Annotated in this window: 16 protein-coding genes and 3 tRNA genes; 8 read left to right on the top strand and 11 right to left on the bottom strand. The window is 65.4% G+C overall.

The genetic code is table 11. The features are described 5' to 3' along the window. Nucleotides 1-2: 2 nt before the first annotated feature. The 3 genes from hemW to rph all read right to left on the bottom strand — a co-directional run bounded on the left by hemW (nucleotide 3) and on the right by rph (nucleotide 2,594). Nucleotides 3-1,178, bottom strand: a complete 1,176-nt coding sequence (hemW, locus tag J2W36_RS03510; RefSeq protein WP_307688433.1) for a radical SAM family heme chaperone HemW — start codon at nucleotides 1,176-1,178, stop codon at nucleotides 3-5. A gap of 83 nt (nucleotides 1,179-1,261) precedes the next feature. After that, complete coding sequence (rdgB, locus tag J2W36_RS03505; RefSeq protein ID WP_307688277.1) at nucleotides 1,262-1,861, bottom strand: RdgB/HAM1 family non-canonical purine NTP pyrophosphatase; 600 nt, start codon at nucleotides 1,859-1,861, stop codon at nucleotides 1,262-1,264. A 4-nt stretch (nucleotides 1,862-1,865) separates the two neighbouring features. Further along, nucleotides 1,866-2,594: a ribonuclease PH gene (gene rph / locus J2W36_RS03500; RefSeq protein ID WP_307688276.1), complete on the bottom strand. Its 729-nt coding sequence runs from the start codon at nucleotides 2,592-2,594 to the stop codon at nucleotides 1,866-1,868. A 175-nt stretch (nucleotides 2,595-2,769) separates the two neighbouring features. Between rph and J2W36_RS03495 the strand changes: the two genes are divergently transcribed. The 4 genes from J2W36_RS03495 (at nucleotide 2,770) to J2W36_RS03480 (ending at nucleotide 6,903) form a co-directional block, all read left to right on the top strand. Further along, nucleotides 2,770-3,684, top strand: a complete 915-nt coding sequence (locus tag J2W36_RS03495; RefSeq protein WP_307688275.1) for a YicC/YloC family endoribonuclease — start codon at nucleotides 2,770-2,772, stop codon at nucleotides 3,682-3,684. A 10-nt stretch (nucleotides 3,685-3,694) separates the two neighbouring features. After that, the gene (gene gmk / locus J2W36_RS03490) at nucleotides 3,695-4,315 is read left to right on the top strand and encodes a guanylate kinase (RefSeq protein ID WP_307688274.1); all 621 of its coding nucleotides are present in this window, start codon (nucleotides 3,695-3,697) and stop codon (nucleotides 4,313-4,315) included. A 29-nt stretch (nucleotides 4,316-4,344) separates the two neighbouring features. Then, entirely contained in the window at nucleotides 4,345-4,548 is a 204-nt protein-coding gene (rpoZ, locus tag J2W36_RS03485) for a DNA-directed RNA polymerase subunit omega (protein WP_021009011.1), read from the top strand. A 99-nt stretch (nucleotides 4,549-4,647) separates the two neighbouring features. Beyond that, entirely contained in the window at nucleotides 4,648-6,903 is a 2,256-nt protein-coding gene (locus J2W36_RS03480; protein WP_307688273.1) for a RelA/SpoT family protein, read from the top strand. 51 nt (nucleotides 6,904-6,954) lie between these two features. Here J2W36_RS03480 and greB read toward each other — a convergent pair whose 3' ends face one another. From greB to J2W36_RS03460, 4 genes are all read right to left on the bottom strand, one after another. Further along, entirely contained in the window at nucleotides 6,955-7,530 is a 576-nt protein-coding gene (gene greB / locus J2W36_RS03475) for a transcription elongation factor GreB (RefSeq protein WP_307688272.1), read from the bottom strand. Nucleotides 7,531-7,589: 59 nt separating this feature from the next. Continuing rightward, nucleotides 7,590-7,666 (bottom strand) — tRNA-Arg (locus J2W36_RS03470). A gap of 169 nt (nucleotides 7,667-7,835) precedes the next feature. Next, nucleotides 7,836-7,912: transfer RNA gene (locus J2W36_RS03465), tRNA-Arg, on the bottom strand. A 56-nt stretch (nucleotides 7,913-7,968) separates the two neighbouring features. Next, nucleotides 7,969-9,447, bottom strand: a complete 1,479-nt coding sequence (locus tag J2W36_RS03460; protein ID WP_307688271.1) for a SulP family inorganic anion transporter — start codon at nucleotides 9,445-9,447, stop codon at nucleotides 7,969-7,971. A gap of 479 nt (nucleotides 9,448-9,926) precedes the next feature. Between J2W36_RS03460 and J2W36_RS03455 the strand changes: the two genes are divergently transcribed. After that, the gene (locus J2W36_RS03455) at nucleotides 9,927-10,772 is read left to right on the top strand and encodes an alpha/beta hydrolase (RefSeq protein WP_307688270.1); all 846 of its coding nucleotides are present in this window, start codon (nucleotides 9,927-9,929) and stop codon (nucleotides 10,770-10,772) included. Between the two features lie 79 nt (nucleotides 10,773-10,851). On the opposite strand, the gene J2W36_RS03450 is transcribed toward J2W36_RS03455, so the two are convergent. From J2W36_RS03450 to hrcA, 3 genes are all read right to left on the bottom strand, one after another. Next, on the bottom strand, nucleotides 10,852-11,262 hold the full coding sequence (locus J2W36_RS03450) for a hypothetical protein (RefSeq protein ID WP_307688269.1): 411 nt from the start codon (nucleotides 11,260-11,262) through the stop codon (nucleotides 10,852-10,854). A gap of 107 nt (nucleotides 11,263-11,369) precedes the next feature. After that, nucleotides 11,370-11,446 (bottom strand) — tRNA-Ile (locus J2W36_RS03445). Nucleotides 11,447-11,487: 41 nt separating this feature from the next. Next, a complete protein-coding gene (gene hrcA / locus J2W36_RS03440) occupies nucleotides 11,488-12,492 on the bottom strand; it encodes a heat-inducible transcriptional repressor HrcA (RefSeq protein ID WP_307688268.1) in 1,005 nt (334 codons plus the stop codon). Between the two features lie 28 nt (nucleotides 12,493-12,520). On the opposite strand from hrcA, the gene J2W36_RS03435 reads away from it, so the two are divergent. Genes J2W36_RS03435 through rapZ form a run of 3 tightly spaced genes read left to right on the top strand, consistent with a single transcriptional unit; the run spans nucleotide 12,521 to nucleotide 16,008 of the window. After that, the gene (locus tag J2W36_RS03435; RefSeq protein ID WP_307688267.1) at nucleotides 12,521-13,417 is read left to right on the top strand and encodes an NAD kinase; all 897 of its coding nucleotides are present in this window, start codon (nucleotides 12,521-12,523) and stop codon (nucleotides 13,415-13,417) included. A gap of 36 nt (nucleotides 13,418-13,453) precedes the next feature. Next, complete coding sequence (gene recN / locus J2W36_RS03430; protein WP_307688266.1) at nucleotides 13,454-15,136, top strand: DNA repair protein RecN; 1,683 nt, start codon at nucleotides 13,454-13,456, stop codon at nucleotides 15,134-15,136. Then, nucleotides 15,133-16,008 (top strand): RNase adapter RapZ, encoded by an 876-nt coding sequence (gene rapZ / locus J2W36_RS03425; protein WP_307688265.1) that lies wholly within the window; start codon nucleotides 15,133-15,135, stop codon nucleotides 16,006-16,008. The genes recN and rapZ overlap by 4 nt, the downstream gene beginning before the upstream one ends. Here the strand turns inward: rapZ and mutY are convergent. Then, on the bottom strand, nucleotides 15,977-17,077 hold the full coding sequence (mutY, locus tag J2W36_RS03420) for an A/G-specific adenine glycosylase (protein WP_307688264.1): 1,101 nt from the start codon (nucleotides 17,075-17,077) through the stop codon (nucleotides 15,977-15,979). The genes rapZ and mutY overlap by 32 nt on opposite strands. Between the last annotated feature and the right edge of the window lie 21 nt (nucleotides 17,078-17,098).

Here is a 17,098-nt window from a genome sequence, read left to right as displayed (position 1 = left end):
GCTCAGGTGTCTGGCAGGAAGATGGTCTGCAGGTCGCTCAGGAAGTCGAGCCCGCGCTCGGTCGGCCACACGTGGCGCAGGTCGCGCGCGAGCAGGCCCTTGCCTTCGGCCTCGTCGAGGCCACGCTGGATCGCGGTGGTGGCCAGGCCGGTGCGTTCGCCGAACTGGGCCAGTGAAAAGCCTTCCTTCAGCCGCAGGGCGTTGAGCATGAATTCGAAGGGCAGGTCGGCAATGGCGACCTCCTCGCTCTTGGCGACCGCCGTGCCGGCGAGCGCGCACTCCATGTAGCGCGCTGGTTCGCGAAACCGCACCTGCCGCACCACGCGATGCGCAAAGCTCAGCTTGCTGTATGCACCCGCGCCGATGCCCAGGTAGTCGCCGAACTGCCAGTAGTTCAGGTTGTGCGCGCAGCGGTGGCCGTCGCGTGCATAGGCCGACACTTCATAGCGGCTGAAACCCTGCGCGGTGGTGCGTTCGGTGAGCCGGTCGAGCATCGCGTAGGCGGTGTCGTCCTCAGGCACCACTGGCGGGAACTTGGCGAAGTAGGTGTTGGGCTCGATGGTCAGGTGATAGACCGACAGATGCGGCGGCGCCAAGGCCAGCGCTTGGTCGAGGTCTTCATCGAGTTGCGCGAGCGTCTGGCCCGGCAGCGCATACATCAGGTCGAGGTTGAAGGTGTCGAAGGCGCCGGCAGCCTCTTCCACCGCGGCGATGGCCTGTGCCCGATCGTGCACGCGGCCCAACGCCTTCAGGTGATCGTCGTTGAAGCTCTGCACGCCCACCGACAGGCGCGTGACGCCAGCGGCGCGGTAGGCACGAAAGCGGTCGCGCTCGAAGGTGCCGGGGTTGGCTTCCAGGCTGATCTCGCAGTCGGGCGCCAGCTTCAGGCGTGCGCGCAGGTCGCTCAGCAACCGGTCGATGGCCGCGGGCGAGAACAGGCTGGGCGTGCCGCCGCCGATGAAGATGGTGTGCACGGTGCGGCCCCAGATCAGCGGCAGGGCCGCGTCGAGGTCGGCCACCAGCGCATCGAGATAGCGCTGCTCGGGCAACGCGTCGCCGCCCGCCCGCCACTCATGCGAATTGAAGTCGCAGTACGGGCACTTGCGCAGGCACCAGGGCAGGTGCACGTACAGCGACAGCGGCGGCAGCGCGGCGAGTTGCAGCGGGCCGGGCCGCATCAGGTGCAGTACGTCGTTGGCATGCGGCGCGCCGGCTTCGGCCACCGTCGCCTCATCGACCACTGCAATGGGAACGACGATGCTCACAGCCAGCGTTCGCGCATCAGCGCCAGCATGGCGCGGGCCGCCTGGCCACGGTGGCTGTGCGCGTTTTTCTCGTCGGCCGGCAGTTGGGCAAAGGTCTTGCCGAACTGCGGCAGGAACATGACCGGATCGAAGCCGAAGCCGTAGCTGCCGATGGGCTCGCGCGTGATCTCGCCAGCGGCGCGGCCCACCGCGATGAGCGGCTCCGGATCGTCGGCGCTGCGCAGTGCGACCAGCGTGCTGACCAACGCGGCGCGCCGGTTGTCCAGGCCGGCCATCTGTTCGAGCAGTGCGCGCACGTTGTTGGCATCGCCCTTGTCGTAGCCGAACTGGGTCGCGTAGTAGGCGGTGTCGACGCCGGGCAGCCCGCCGAAGGCGTCGACGCACAGTCCGGCATCGTCGGCGATGGCGGGCAGGCCGGTGGCGGCAGCCGCGTGGCGCGCCTTGGCCAGCGCGTTCTCCACGAAGGTGCGAAACGGTTCTTCGGCTTCGCCGACACCCAGTTCGGACTGGCGCATCAGCTCGACGCCCAGCGGCGCAAACAGCACCTGCAGCTCGGCCAGCTTGCCCGCGTTGTTCGATGCGAGTACCAGCTTCATGGCGTCAGCCGGCGAGCGCCTGTGCCTGCATTGCGATCAGTTCGCCGATGCCCTTTTCGGCCAGGCCGAGCAACTGGTCCATTTCGGCGCGTGAAAACGCAGCGCCTTCGGCCGTGCCCTGCACTTCGACGAAATGGCCGGCGCCGGTCATGACCACGTTCATGTCGGTGTCGCAGGCGGAGTCTTCGGTGTATTCGAGGTCGAGCAGCGGCGTGCCCTGCACGATGCCCACCGAGATCGCAGCCACATGGCCACGGATGGGCGAAGCGGCGATCTTGCCGGCCGCCAGCAGCGTGTTGACGGCGTCCTGCGCGGCCACGAAGGCGCCGGTGATGGCCGCGGTGCGCGTGCCGCCGTCGGCCTGGAGCACGTCGCAGTCGAGGTGGATGGTGCGCTCGCCCAGCGCGGCCAGGTCGAACACCGCGCGCATTGAACGCCCGATGAGCCGCTGGATTTCCTGGGTGCGGCCGGTCTGCTTGCCCTTGGCGGCTTCGCGGCTGCTGCGGGTGTGGGTGGCGCGCGGCAGCATGCCGTACTCGGCGGTCACCCAGCCTTCGCCGCTGCCCTTTTTGTGCGGCGGCACCTTTTCTTCGACCGACGCGGTGCACAGCACGCGGGTCTGGCCGAATTCGATGAGCACCGAGCCTTCGGCATGGATGGTGAAACCGCGGGTGATGCGCACGGTGCGCATCTGGTCTGCGGCGCGGTTGCCGCTGCGAACGAAGGCTGTCATGGATGTGGGGAAATGAGAAGGAAATGCGATGCCCGCGATGGTGGCGGAGGCCATCGACAAGGGAGCGTCGTGGACCTTTGCCATAATCCGGGAGTTTCGCCCGAAGGCGATGGGTCGGCAAGCGAACGCCGTGCCGTCACCTCGGCGCGTGCAAACACGAACACAGCGAGGCGCAATGCCAGTTTACAGCATGACGGGCTATGCCAGCGGCCAGAACGGCCCCTCTGGAAGCCCCCCCGAAACCGACGTCCGGCCCCTTTTCACCGGGCGGCTCGGCGTCGAAATCCGCTCGGTCAACAGCCGTTTCCTCGACCTGACCTTCAAGCTGCCCGAAGAGTTGCGCCAGCATGAGCCGGCGCTGCGCGAGCTGCTCACGGCCAAGCTCAAGCGCGGCAAGGTCGAGCTGCGCGCGGCCATCGAGAACACGGCGCAGGCAGGCATCACCGAGCCCTCCACGCGCCTGCTGCAGCGCCTGAACGGTGTGCAGGACGGCATCCGGGCCTGGCTGCCGGGGGCGCGTGAACTCAGCGTGGCCGACGTGCTGCGCCTGGCCGGCGGCGACACCGCCTCGCGCGGCGACTGGGGCCCCGACCTGCTCGACGTGACCCGCAAGGCGCTCGACGGCCTGATGGCCGCCCGCGAGCGCGAAGGCGCGCGGTTGGCGACGATGCTCAAGGACCATCTGGCCCAGCTTGGCAAGCTTGCCAAGCAAGCCGGGCCGCTGGTGCCGCAACTCGTCGAGCAGCAACGCACGCGCTTTCTGGAGCGCTGGCAGGAGGCCATGGGCCTGACCGGCGGCACGCTGCCCGAAGCCGCCCAGGACCGCGCGCTGACCGAAGCCACCGCTTTCGCCATCCGCATCGACGTGGCCGAAGAGCTCACGCGGCTCGCCTCGCACCTCGACGAAATCGAACGCCTCGTGAAAAAAGGCGGCGAGATCGGCAAGCGCCTGGACTTCCTGATCCAGGAACTGCACCGCGAAGCCAACACGCTCGGCTCGAAGTCGGCCGCACTCGAACTCACACGCATCGGCGTGGACATGAAGGTGCTGATCGAACAGATGCGCGAGCAGGTCCAGAACATCGAATAAGAGCACGCGCATGGACTACCCAGGCAATATCTTCGTGGTCGCCGCGCCCAGCGGTGCCGGCAAATCCAGCCTCGTGAAGGCGTTGATGGAACTCGACACGGCGGTGCAGCCGTCGGTGTCGCACACCACCCGGCCGCCGCGCGGCCAGGAAAAGCACGGGCGCGAGTACTTCTTCGCCTCGCACTCCGAATTCGACGCCATGGTGGCGGCCGACGGTTTTGTCGAATGGGCGCATGTGCACGGGCAGCGCTACGGCACGTCGAAGAAGGCGATCGAGGAACGCGTGGCGCAGGGCGCCGACGTGATTCTGGAAATCGACTTCCAGGGCGCGCTGCAGATCCGCAACACCTTCGCCAACGCCGTGCTGATCTTCATCCTGCCGCCGAGCTGGGAAGAACTGCGCTCGCGCCTGGAGCGGCGCGGGGAGGACAGTGCCTCGGTCATCGAACTGCGCCTGCAGAACGCAGCCACTGAAATGGCCCGCGCAAGCGAATTCGACTTCGTTATAATCAACGAGTTATTTGAGCGGGCGCTTTTTGACCTGAAAGCCATCGTCCACGCTCAACGGCTACGGTATTCAGCTCAGCGCCGCGCTCGCGCCGACACCTTTGCCGCATTGAACATCCCCTGACATCCCGCTCAACTGCTCGAAAGATCATCATGGCCCGCATCACCGTCGAAGACTGTCTCCTGCAAATCCCCAACCGCTTCCAGCTCGTGCTGGCGGCAACCTACCGCGCGCGCATGCTCAGCCAGGGCCACGCGCCCAAGATCGAAAGCAAGAACAAGCCTGCCGTGACCGCGCTGCGCGAAATCGCAGAGGGCAAGATCGGCATCGAAATGCTCAAGAAGGTGCCGGGTTGAGTCTTTCTTGACGCAGTCCTGCAACAAAAAAGCACCGCATCGCGGTGCTTTTTTTGTGGCTGAATACCCCTTCCAGCGCGCCACGCTACAGTGGAAGCCATGAGCGCGGTCATTAAGCCACAGTCCAACGCCCCTCGCGGCACGCCCCGGCCCAGCCCGGCGGCGTTGAATGCGGCCGCCGCCAGCTTTGCCGCACTGACGGCGCGGCTCGACTACCTCAGCCCCGAAGACACCGACCTGGTGCGGCGCGCCTATCGCTTTGCCGACGAGGCGCATCTCGGCCAGCTGCGCAACAGCGGCGAGCCCTACATCACCCACCCGATCGCCGTCGCCGCGCAGTGCGCCGAATGGAAGCTCGACGCGCAGGCACTGATGGCCGCGCTGCTGCACGACGCCATGGAGGACTGCGGCGTCACCAAGTCAGAGCTGATCGAGCGCTTCGGCGCACCAGTGGCCGAACTGGTCGATGGCCTCACCAAGCTCGACAAGCTGCAGTTCAATACGCGCGAGGAGAATCAGGCCGAGTCCTTTCGCAAGATGCTGCTGGCGATGGCGCGCGACGTGCGCGTGATCCTGGTCAAGCTGGCCGACCGCACGCACAACATGCGCACGCTGGCCGATGCGCCACGCGAAAAATGGGCTCGCATCTCCAACGAAACGCTGGAGATCTACGCGCCCATTGCCTACCGCCTGGGCCTGAATCAGACCTACCGTGAACTGCAGGAGCTGTCGTTCCGCCATCTGCGCCCCTGGCGTTACACGATCCTGGCCAAGGCCGTGGCCAAGGCGCGGGGCCGACGCCGCGACCTGATCCAGAAGGTCCAGCGCGAACTCGAAACGGCGTTCTCGGCGGCCAACATCACGGTGCGCATCGCGGGGCGAGAAAAGACGCTCTATTCCATCTACCGCAAGATGGAAGACAAGCGGCTGAGCTTCGCGCAGGTGACCGACATCTACGGCTTCCGGCTCATCGTGTCGAACGTGATCGCCTGCTACACCGGCCTGGGCATCCTGCACCAGATGTACAAGCCGCTGCCGGGCAAGTTCAAGGACCACATCGCGATCGCCAAGCTCAATGGCTACCAGTCGCTGCATACGACGCTGGTGGGCCCATCGGGCGTGAACGTCGAGTTCCAGCTGCGCACCGAGGCCATGCACGTCGTGGCCGAGTCGGGCGTGGCCGCACACTGGCTCTATAAAGCGGCCGAGCCGAGCGCGAGCAATGGCGACCGGCTGGGCACCAAGTGGCTGCAGTCGCTGCTCGACATCCAGGACGAAACGCGCGACGCGGCCGAGTTCTGGGATCACGTCAAGGTCGACCTGTTCCCCGACGCGGTCTATGTGTTCACGCCCAAGAGCCAGATCATGGCGCTGCCGCGCGGCGCGACCGTGGTCGACTTCGCCTACGCGATCCACAGCAACATCGGCGACCACACGTCCGCCGCGCGCATCAATGGGGATCAAGTGCCGTTGCGCACCGAGCTCAAGAACGGCGATGTGATCGAAGTGATCACCGCGCCGGTCTCCACACCCAACCCGGCCTGGCTCGGCTTCGTGCGCACCGGCCGGGCACGCTCGAAGATTCGGCACTACCTCAAGACACTGGCGCAGACCGAATCCGAAGGTCTGGGCGAAAAGCTGCTCGCGCAAGCGCTGCGCGCCGAAGGCCTGGGCAATCTGCCGGCCGACGATGCCGATCATCAGCCGATCTGGGACCGGCTGCTGCGTTTTACCGGCAGCCGCAACCGCGCCGAGTTGCTCACCGACATCGGCCTTGGCAAGCGGGTGGCAAGCATCGTCGCCAAGCGCCTGATGGCGCTGCTGGCCGAACGGGGCGAGAAACCCGATGCGCTGATGCTCAGCCGTGAACGTTTCACGGCCCACGAAAACGTGTCGCAGGGTGCCGTCACGCTCGACGGCAGCGAGAATTCCTCGGTGCGCTTCTCACTGTGTTGCCGACCGATTCCGGGCGACCCGATCGTCGGCTACCTGGGCCACGGCGAAGGGCTGGTGGTTCACACGGAGGCGTGCGGCGTGGGCCAGCGCCTGCACTACAAGGACAGCGAACGCTTCTTTGCGGTCGAGTGGGCCGATGAGCCCGTACGCAATTTCGAGACCGGCGTGGTCATCACCGTGCGCAACGACAAGGGTGTGCTCGCGCGCGTCGCGTCGACACTCGCAGCCGCTGAGGCCGACATCACGCACGTCGAGATGGCCGAGGAAACGCCGCAGGACTCCACCGACCTGCGCTTCGTGATCTCGGTGAGCGACCTGTCGCACCTTGAAGCAGCGCTGCGCGCGGTCAAGCGCTCGCCGTCGGTGCTTTCCGCCTCGCGGATCGTGCCGCCAGCCTGAGTCTGCGCTTTCTTCGACGTTACGCGGCCCGCGCGTCGATCGGCCCCTCCCTCAGGACGTGGGGGACGGCGGCGCGGGGTAGCGCACCGACAGCACTTCCACCTCGTGCGCGCCGCCGGGCGTGACCAGCTTGACCACGTCGCCCTCACGCGCCTTGAGCAGTGCGCGGGCGATCGGCGAAATCCAGCTGACCTGGGACTGTGCGCTTTGTGCCTCGTCGATGCCAAGAATGGTGACGGTGCGTTCCTCGCCCCCCTCGTCCACATAGCAGACGGTCGCGCCAAAAAAAACCTTATCGCTGCCCTGGTGCACGGACGGATCGGTGACCTCGGCAATCTCCAGGCGCTTGGTGAGAAAACGAATGCGACGGTCGATTTCGCGCAGGCGTTTCTTGCCGTAGAGATAGTCGCCGTTTTCCGAGCGATCGCCGTTCTTGGCGGCCCAGTGCACCGCCTCGACAACCTTCGGACGCTCCTCGTCCATCAACTGGAGCAACTCGTCGCGCAGTCGCGCATAGCCCTGCGGCGTGATGTAGTTCTTCGCGCCTGCGGGAATGGGGGCGGCAACGCCGCCAACGCCGTCGTCATCCTCGTCGGCGTCGCTTTCCTTGGTGAATGCCTTGCTCATGGTCGTGGCCACTCCAAAAGAAAAAAGCCCGCAACTTTCGTTGCAGGCTTTTCTGATTATGGTGCGGCTGGCAGGAATTGAACCCACGACCCCTTGGTTCGTAGCCAAGTACTCTATCCAACTGAGCTACAGCCGCACAGCTTGCAAGTATAGCACGCGATTTCCGCGATGCCGTTCCAACGGCCCGGCGACAACGCAAATAGTTGCCTGCTCCGTCTGCTCGACAGGCGCCATGCAGGACGCCTCGCGGACCGGGCGAGATAAAGAAAAACCCCAGTTCGCATGAGCAAACTGGGGTTTCATTTTGGTGCGGCTGGCAGGAATTGAACCCACGACCCCTTGGTTCGTAGCCAAGTACTCTATCCAACTGAGCTACAGCCGCGAAGCCTTCGATTATAGGCTATTTTCAGGCACGGGTGGCCGATGCGATTTTTTACGTCAATGCATCAGCTTCTCGACGGCGCCTGGCTTGTCGTGCGTCGCAAAGCGGTCGACCATCGTCGCACTCGCTTCATTCAGGCCGATGACCTCAACCGAAACACCTGCTCGCTTGAACTTCAACACGACCTTGTCGAGGGCACTCACGGCGGTGATGTCCCAGAAGTGCGCAGCCGTCAGATCGATTCGAACGCCGGGCACATCCTCCTTGAAGTCGAAGGCCGAAATGAAGGTCTCACAGGAGGCGAAAAACACCTGGCCGACGATGCGGTACGTGCGCACGCTGCCTCCTGCATCGCGGCTGCGATCGATGCGGAGGAACCGCCCGACCTTGTGAGCGAAAAAAATGCCGGAAAGCAGCACGCCCACAAACACCCCCTTGGCCAGGTCATGGGTCGACACAGTAACGGCCACGGTGGCGATCATCACCAACGACGAACTCGGCGGATGTTCGCGCAGCTTGCGGATCGACTCCCAACTGAAAGTACCGATGCTGACCATGATCATCACGGCCACCAGCGCAGCCATCGGAATCTGCTTGACCCAGGCCCCCAGGAAGACGATCAAAAAGAGCAGGTAGACGCCCGCCATCAGGGTGGACAGTCGACCACGACCGCCCGACTTCACGTTGATGACCGACTGCCCGATCATGGCGCAGCCCGCCATGCCGCCGATGAAGCCCGTGGCGATGTTGGCGACACCCTGGCCGACGCATTCGCGGCTCTTGTTGCTGGTGGTGTCCGTCAGGTCGTCGACGATGGATGCGGTCATCATCGATTCCAGCAGGCCGACCACAGCCAGCGTGAGCGCATACGGAAAGATGATCTTCAGCGTCTCCAGATTCAGCGGCACGTCGGGCAACAGGAAGACGGGCAGGCTGTCGGGCAACTGGCCCATGTCACCCACGGTCCGGATCTGCAGGCCCATGACCATGGACACCCCGGTCAGCACCACGATGCAGATCAGCGGCGATGGCACTGCCTTGGTCACATAGGGGAACCCATAGATGATGGCCAGGCCCGCCGCCGTCATCGCGTAGACCACCCAGCTCACGTTCGTGAGTTCCGGCAACTGCGCCAGGAAGATCAGGATGGCCAACGCATTCACGAAACCGGTGATGACCGAGCGCGACACGAAGCGCATCAAGCTGCCCAGTTTGAACAGCCCGGCGACGATCTGCAGGACGCCCGTCAGCAGCGTGGTGGCGAGCAGGTATTGAAGGCCGTGGTCCTTGACCAGCGAGACCATCAGGAGCGCCATGGCGCCCGTGGCGGCGGAGATCATGCCCGGCCGGCCACCGGTGAAGGCGATGACGACGGCAATGCTGAAAGAGGCATACAGGCCGACCTTCGGATCGACCCCCGCAATGATGGAAAAGGCGATGGCCTCTGGAATGAGCGCGAGTGCCACGACGATGCCCGCGAGCAGGTCGCCGCGGACGTTGGAAAGCCAGTCCTGGCGGATTTTTTGAAAGTTCATGGAATTGCATGCGATGACCACTGCAGCCGCAACAGGGCTGCAGAAGTGCAGTAAACACAACGCCGGCGTACCGGCGAAAAGGCCACGGAAGTGGCGTCTACTGCCGCGCGCTCAAGGCGGGGTCAATCGCGAGCATGCCGACTGGCGTCGAAAGCCAGCCCGTGCGATGCGTGCCAACGTGTAGGCCAGGTGGCGAGCGCAAAGCAAGCATTCCACATCCGCGTCGATGACCGACGGACTTGGTAGGAATGCGCTCACCGGGGCTTGCATCGGCGCAATTGTAGGAAAGGGACGGTTGCTGCAACGTGCACCCCCGACAAACCGCAGCGAGCAGGTGGGGCATCAGGCTGAGCTGGCAACGAACCACAGGTGCCGGGAGCAATGCCGCTTCGCCTTGACCCACGGCAACCGTCAGGACATGATGCCGTCGCATACCAAGACATGTGTTGATATCTCAAACACTCCAAGGCGGATGTCCTGTGACCCCCCATCTTGACCCGTTCTCAGGATTTTCAGCGACACGGCGCTCCGCCCTGATGTTGGCAGTTGCCGCGTTGTCGGCATGCGGCGGCGGTGGATCATCCAGCGACAGCGCGCCACCGTCGACTGCCCTCGGGCAGGTCAGCAGTTTCACGCTGAAATCCGATGCCAACGGATACACCTATGCACTTCAGGTGTTCGTTCCTCAATCCTATGCAACCGGGTCGACCACGTTGCCAGTGATCTACGTGACCGAAGACGATGCGCCCTACGGTGCCAGCGGCTCTGGCGCCTTGAGGTTCGACACCTTCAAGCAGGCCATGGAACGGCGCGGCACGCAGGCCATCCTGGTGGGCATCAGCGGTACGCAGCGACGCGCCACCGATTTTCTTCTTCCGGGAGCGGAGAGTTACCTGCGATTCATCACCAAGGAGTTGATTCCGGCAGTCGAACGTCAGTACCGAGCCGATCCCCGGCGCAGAGCGCTTTCAGGCCTCTCCCATGGAGGTTATTTTGTGATTGCGGCCCTTGTGCTGGAAGGTCTCGCAGGAGGTCCGCTGAGTTTTTCATACTATCTGTCGACCGAGTCGAGCTATGGTGGTCATGCCAACCCAGCCGAATACCGGCTGTATGAAAAGCAGATCGACGGCAAATCCTTGTCAGCCACCGTCTTTCTCGCCGGGGCAAGTCGCGGAAACGGGCCGGTGATCGTCAACGACCTCTACACCCAGATGGCCGCTCAGAAGAACCCGGGCCTGACCGTCATCAAGGCGGACTTTGAGACTGGACATGTGGAAGCCGACGTGCCCGCCTTCGAAGCAGCTCTCACGCGTTTCTTTGCTTGAGGACACAGGCCACCTACCTCGGCTCCCGGGTATTCTTGCCGCATCCGTAGTTGCAGCGCGAACGTTGCTTGCATGCGTTCTATGACCTGCTCCCCCACGCCACGGCGACATGAAGCGGCCGCTGAAAGATTCCGTGCGCATCGAGTCGTTGAGCGACGTAGGCGTATAACTCGGCTTCGATCATGTAGTGGAACGACAGCGGGACTTCTTCCCACAAGCGCATGGACCGGACGTGCGCGATCGTCTGTTCTGGCGAAAGATGCTCGACCACTGGGATGACAGATTCCTCCACGGCATCAAATCCCAATGCGCTCAATATCTTCGCGGGTTGGTAATGGAGCTTCGGGCGGGCATGGCGCAGCGGAACATGGCGACTGACCACCTCGACGATTGATTCGCGGAAATCACCTGAGTCGTTCTTGTTGATCACTTCGTTGGCATACGGCTGGCGGGCGTTGTCGTAGATCGCTGCAGATTCGCCAAATGACATGTTCGCTCCGGAGGCAGCCTGCGTGGCCCGCCATGATGCTTTGCAAAGACGAAAGCCTCGCAAGCAAAAAATCTTTCCAGATCAATTACTTACGAGGTTCATGTCGGTGGTAGGCCGTGATGGGCTTGAACCATCGACCAACGGATTATGAGTCCGCTGCTCTAACCAACTGAGCTAACGGCCCACTCGGCCTGGATTCTAGTGGCTGATCGCCGCGCAGGCGCCTTACTTGCGGTGGCTCAGGGCGTTGGTGACCAGGCGCGAGGTGATGTCGACGATCTGGATCATGCGGTCGTAGGGCATGCGGGTCGGGCCGATCACACCCAGCGTGCCGACCACCTGGCCATCGACCTCGTAATTGGCGCTCACCACTGACAGTTCCTCGAAGGGCACGACCTTGCTCTCGCCACCGATGAAGATGCGCACGCCTTCCGCCTTGCTCGACACGTCGAGCAGCCGCATGATCTGGGCCTTCTGCTCGAACAGTTCGAACGCGCGGCGCAGCTGCCCCATGTCACTGGAGAAGTCGGTCACGGCCAGCAGGTTGCGCTCGCCGGCGATCACCACGTCGTCCTGGGCTTCGGTCATCACCTCGGTGCTCGCATCGACGGCCGCCTGCATCAGCGAGGCGATCTCCCCGCGCAGCTGGTCGACCTCCGACTTGAGCCGATCGCGCACCTGTTCGATCGACAGGCCCGCATAGTTCGCATTGATGTAGTTGGCCGCTTCGACCAGTTGCGACTGCGAATAGTCGGCCTCCGGAAAGATCACACGGTTCTGCACGTCACCATCTGGCGAGACGATGATCACCAGCAGCCGCCGATCGGACAGCCGCAGGAATTCGATCTGGCGAAAGACCGATGCCCGGCGCGGTGCCATCACCACGCCCACGAACTGCGACAGGCTCGACAGCAGGTGAGCCGCGTTGGCGATCACCTTCTGCGGCTGGTCGGGCGCAAGGCTCTGCGTGGGAAATTGCTCGCGCTGCGTGGTCAGCATCGTGTCGACAAAGAGCCGGTAGCCACGGGCGGTTGGAATGCGTCCGGCAGAGGTGTGCGGGCTGGTGATCAACCCCAGCGTCTCCAGGTCGGACATCACGTTGCGGATCGTCGCGGGCGACAGTTCGAGGCCCGCGGATCGAGAGAGCGTGCGTGACCCGACGGGTTGCCCCTCGGCGATGTACCGCTCGACGAGTGTCTTGAGCAGCAACTTGGCACGGTCGTCCAGCATGGCTTGATTTTAATGTTGTAATTTGTAGATGACTTCCCGCTTTCGGCGCGTCGCGCTCATCGGCAAATACCAGGCATCCGGCGCCCGCGCCCAGGCGGGTGCGCGCGATGGCGTCATGGAAGCCATCGGCGCGTTCCTGGAATCGCGCGGCTGCGAGGTCGTTGTCGAACGGTCCGAGGCCGAGGATACAGAGATCAGCCGCTACCAGGCGCTCAGCGTCGAGGAAATCGGCGAACACTGCGACCTGGGCCTGGTGGTCGGCGGGGACGGCACCATGCTGGGCATCGGCCGCCAGCTCGCCTGCTATGGCGTGCCGCTCATCGGCATCAACCGCGGGCGCCTGGGTTTCATCACCGACATTCCGCTCGACAACTACGAAGCCACGCTCGTTCCGATGCTGGCCGGAGAGTACGAGGAAGACCATCGCAGCCTGATGCATGCGCATGTGATGCGCGACGGCGAATGCGTGTTCAGCGCGCTGGCCATGAACGACGTGGTGGTCAACCGGGGTGCCACTTCCGGCATGGTGGAGCTGCGCGTATCGGTTGGCCGGCACTTCGTGGCCAACCAGCGCGCCGACGGGCTGATCATCGCGTCGCCCACGGGCTCGACCGCCTATGCGCTGTCGGCCGGCGGCCCGCTGATGCACCCGTCGATTCCGGGGTGGGTGCTGGTGCCGATCGCCCCGCACACGCTGTCGAACCGCCCGATCCTGCTGCCCGACGTCGACGAGGTCGTGATCGAACTCGTGTCCGGCCGAGGCGCCAGCGCCAACTTCGACATGCAGTCGCTCGCCTCAGTGGAAATCGGCGACCGCGTGGTGGTGCGGCGCTCCGACTTCCGCGCGCGGTTTCTCCACCCCAAGGGCTGGAGCTACTTCGACACACTGCGCAAGAAACTGCACTGGAACGAGGGCGGATCGTGATGCTCCTGTCCTTCCCTCACGTCGTGGAGAACTGAGATGGCCTTGCGACGCATTGCGCTGCGCGACTTCGTGATCGTGCGTGCGCTTGAACTCGATCTGTCCACCGGCTTTTCGGTGCTCACGGGCGAGACCGGCGCGGGCAAGTCGATTCTGATCGACGCGCTTCAGCTCGCCCTGGGCAACCGTGCCGACGCAGGGGCCGTGCGCGAAGGCGCCGAACGCCTGGACGTGAGCGCCGAATTCGATGCCGACCCGGCACTGGCCGACTGGCTCGACGCCGGCGGCTTCGAGCCCGGCGATGCGCTGCTGCTGCGCCGTACGGTCGACCTGCAGGGCCGCAGCCGCGGCTGGATCAACGGCAGCCCGGCCACGGCCACCCAGCTGCGCGAGCTCGGCGACCGCTTGCTGGACATCCACGGCCAGCATGCGTGGCAAAGCCTGACCCGGCCCGAAGCGGTGCGCGGCCTGCTCGACGCCTATGCGGGCGTGGACGCTGGCACGCTCGACGAGGTCTGGCAGCTGTGGCGCCAGGCGCTCGGTGCCCTGGAGACCGCACGCGCCGCGCAGGACACGCTGCAGCGCGAGCGCGAACGCCTGCAATGGCAGATCGCCGAAGTCGCCAAGCTCGCGCCGGGCGCGGACGAATGGGACGAACTCTCGACCAACCACCAGCGTATTTCCAATGCGCAGGCGCTGATCGACGCGGCCGAAGGCGCGCGCCATGCACTCGAAGACGACGACGGCGGTGCGCTGGCCGCGCTCACGCGCGCGACCACCCTGCTGCAGAACTGCGAGCACATCGAGCCTGAATTCAAGACGCTGGGCGAGGTGCTCGCGTCCGCCGTGGCCCAAGCCGCCGATGCGGCCCATTCGCTGCACGGTTACCTGCGCCACGCCGACGCCGACCCGCGCGACCTGGCCGAGCTCGATGAGCGCATGGGCCTGTGGATGTCGCTGGCGCGCCGCTACAAGCGCACACCCGCCGACCTGCCCGCGCTGCTCGCCGGCTGGCAGGCCGAACTGCAGACCCTCGATGCGCAGAGCGACCTCGACGCACTGGAGCGCGCCGAGCGCGCCGCCGAACAGCGCTACATGAAGGAAGCCAAGGCCCTCGGCAAGACCCGCAAGCTGGCCGCGCCCCGGTTGTCCCAGGCCGTGACGCTGGCGATGCAGGACCTGGGCATGCAGGGGGGGCGTTTCGAAGTCACCCTGCAGCCCCTCGCACAGCCCGGACGCGCCGGCCTGGAGGACGTTGCCTTCCTCGTGAGCGGCCACACCGGCAGCACGCCACGGCCCATCGGCAAGGTTGCCTCGGGCGGCGAACTCTCCCGCATCGCACTGGCGATCGCCGTGACCACGAGTGAACTCGGTGCGGCGCAGACCCTGATCTTCGACGAAGTGGATTCGGGTGTGGGCGGTGCCGTCGCCGAAACCGTCGGGCGGTTGATGCAGCAACTGGGGCGCGATCGCCAGGTGCTGGCCGTCACCCATCTGCCCCAGGTCGCCGGCTGCGCCGACCACCATCTCCTGGTCGCCAAGCACCAGACCCGGGGTGCGACGGACGGCGGCGCGCGCACCGAAAGCAGCGTGACCGTGCTCGACGGCGAGGGCCGCGTGCGCGAGATGGCCCGCATGCTCGGCGGCGAACGCGTGTCGGCCACGACGCTTGCGCACGCACGCGAGATGCTTGGCAAGCCAACTGCAGGCGTCACGCCATGAACCTCGAACTGGTATTGATCACCGGCATGTCCGGCTCCGGCAAGTCCGTCGCGCTGCACGCGCTGGAAGACGCGGGCTACTACTGCGTCGACAACCTTCCACCCGAACTGCTGACCGCCTTCATCGACCTGCAGCGCCAGCAGCAGACTCCGCGCGTGGCCATCGCCATGGACGTGCGCAGCGGCATCTCGCTGCCGATGGTGCCGCCGCAGCTGGAGAACCTTCGCCGCCAGGGCGTGTCGCTGCGCTCGCTGTTCCTCGACGCCACCACCGACGCGCTGGTGCGCCGCTACTCAGAAACGCGGCGGCGCCATCCGTTGTCGCGCCAGGAAGGCCGCACCGACGTGCCGGAGCAGCACCGGGTGCTGGTGCATGCGATCGAGCTCGAACGCGAGCTGCTGGCCGAGCTGCGCGACCGCGCCGACGTGATCGACACCAGCATCATCCGGCCCGCGCAGCTGCAGAGCTACGTCAAGTCGCTGATCGAGGCGCCCGAGAGTGCGCTCACGCTGGTCTTCCAGTCCTTCGCCTTCAAACGCGGGGTGCCGCTCGATGCCGATTACGTGTTCGACGTGCGCATGCTGCCCAACCCGCACTACGTCCCGCTGCTGCGCCCGCTGACCGGACGCGACGAGCCGGTGATCCAGTGGCTGCGCGGCCACGACGACGTGGCGCGCATGTTCGACGACGTCGAGCAGTTCCTGGGCCGCTGGCTCGACGCGCTGGCGCTCGACCACCGCAGCTACGTCACGGTCGCCATTGGCTGCACGGGCGGCCAGCACCGCTCCGTGTTCCTGGTCGAGCAGCTCGCGCGCACCTTCGGCCCGCGTTGGGCCACGCTCAGGCGCCATCGCGAGCTGGACGCTGGCTGAGCACCAGCAGCTTGCGCACCGGCGCGGGCAGGCCGAGCGCCGACCAGCTCTCCGTGGAAAACCAGTCGCCGCGCGGCCCTGGAATCAGCCCCTCCGGCACGTCGACACGCACCGGATGCAGGTGCAGATCCTTGTGGGTGAGCACATGCAGGAAAGCAGGTGCATCCTGCGCCGCGGTGTGCAAGCGCTCAGGCAGCGCCTCGGCGAGTGCCTCGCGGCTCTCGTACACCGGCAGGCAGTAGAGCCCGGCCCAGATGCCCTTGGCAGGGCGCTTGTCGAGCCAGATGCGGCCTTGTGCATCCTGCGCCTGCAGCATCCACAGCGACTGCGCGGTGCGTTTGAGCTTGCGCGTCTTCACCGGGTATTTTTCAGGCTCGCCTTGGTGCAGCCCAGCGCACAGGTCGTTGACGGGACACAGCATGCAGCTGGGCTTGCGCGGCAGGCACACCGTCGCGCCCAGGTCCATCACGCCCTGCGTATAGCGTGAGATGTCGCGCGGCGCGTCGGCCGGCGGCAGCATCTGCGTGGCGATGTCCCAGAGTGCGCGCTCCTGCGCCGCAGAAGACATGTCGCCCGCAAAAGCGAGCACGCGCGTCAGCACGCGCTTGACGTTGCCGTCGAGAATCGCCACGCGCTCGCCAAAACAGAAGGCGGCAATGGCCGCGGCCGTCGATCGGCCGATGCCGGGAAGCGTCGCCAGCTCGGCTGCAGTGCGAGGAAAGGCGCCGCCGAACCGAGCGACGACCTCCTGCGCGCAGCGGTGCATGTTGCGGGCCCGGCTGTAGTAGCCCAGGCCGCTCCAGAGGCCCAGCACCTCGTCCTCGCTGCCCGCGGCCAGGTCGGCGACGGTCGGAAAGCGGTCGAGAAAGCGTGCAAAGTAGCCCAGCACGGTCGTGACCTGCGTCTGCTGGAGCATCACTTCGGACAGCCAGACGCGGTACGGGTCCTGCGTGTTCTGCCAGGGCAGCGTGCTGCGGCCGTGGGTGGCCTGCCAGGCCACGATGTGCGCCGCGAAGCCTGGCGCACAGGCCTCTGGAGCCGCAGGACGGCCCTGCGTGGGATGGGTCATGGGGGATCTCGGTGTTCCGGC

The sequence above is a fragment of the Variovorax ginsengisoli genome, from assembly GCF_030811835.1.
In the GTDB taxonomy this organism is placed as follows: domain Bacteria; phylum Pseudomonadota; class Gammaproteobacteria; order Burkholderiales; family Burkholderiaceae_C; genus Variovorax; species Variovorax ginsengisoli_C.
The sequence above is the reverse complement of the archived record's forward strand: the minus strand, read 5'-3'. Positions and strand labels throughout refer to the sequence as shown.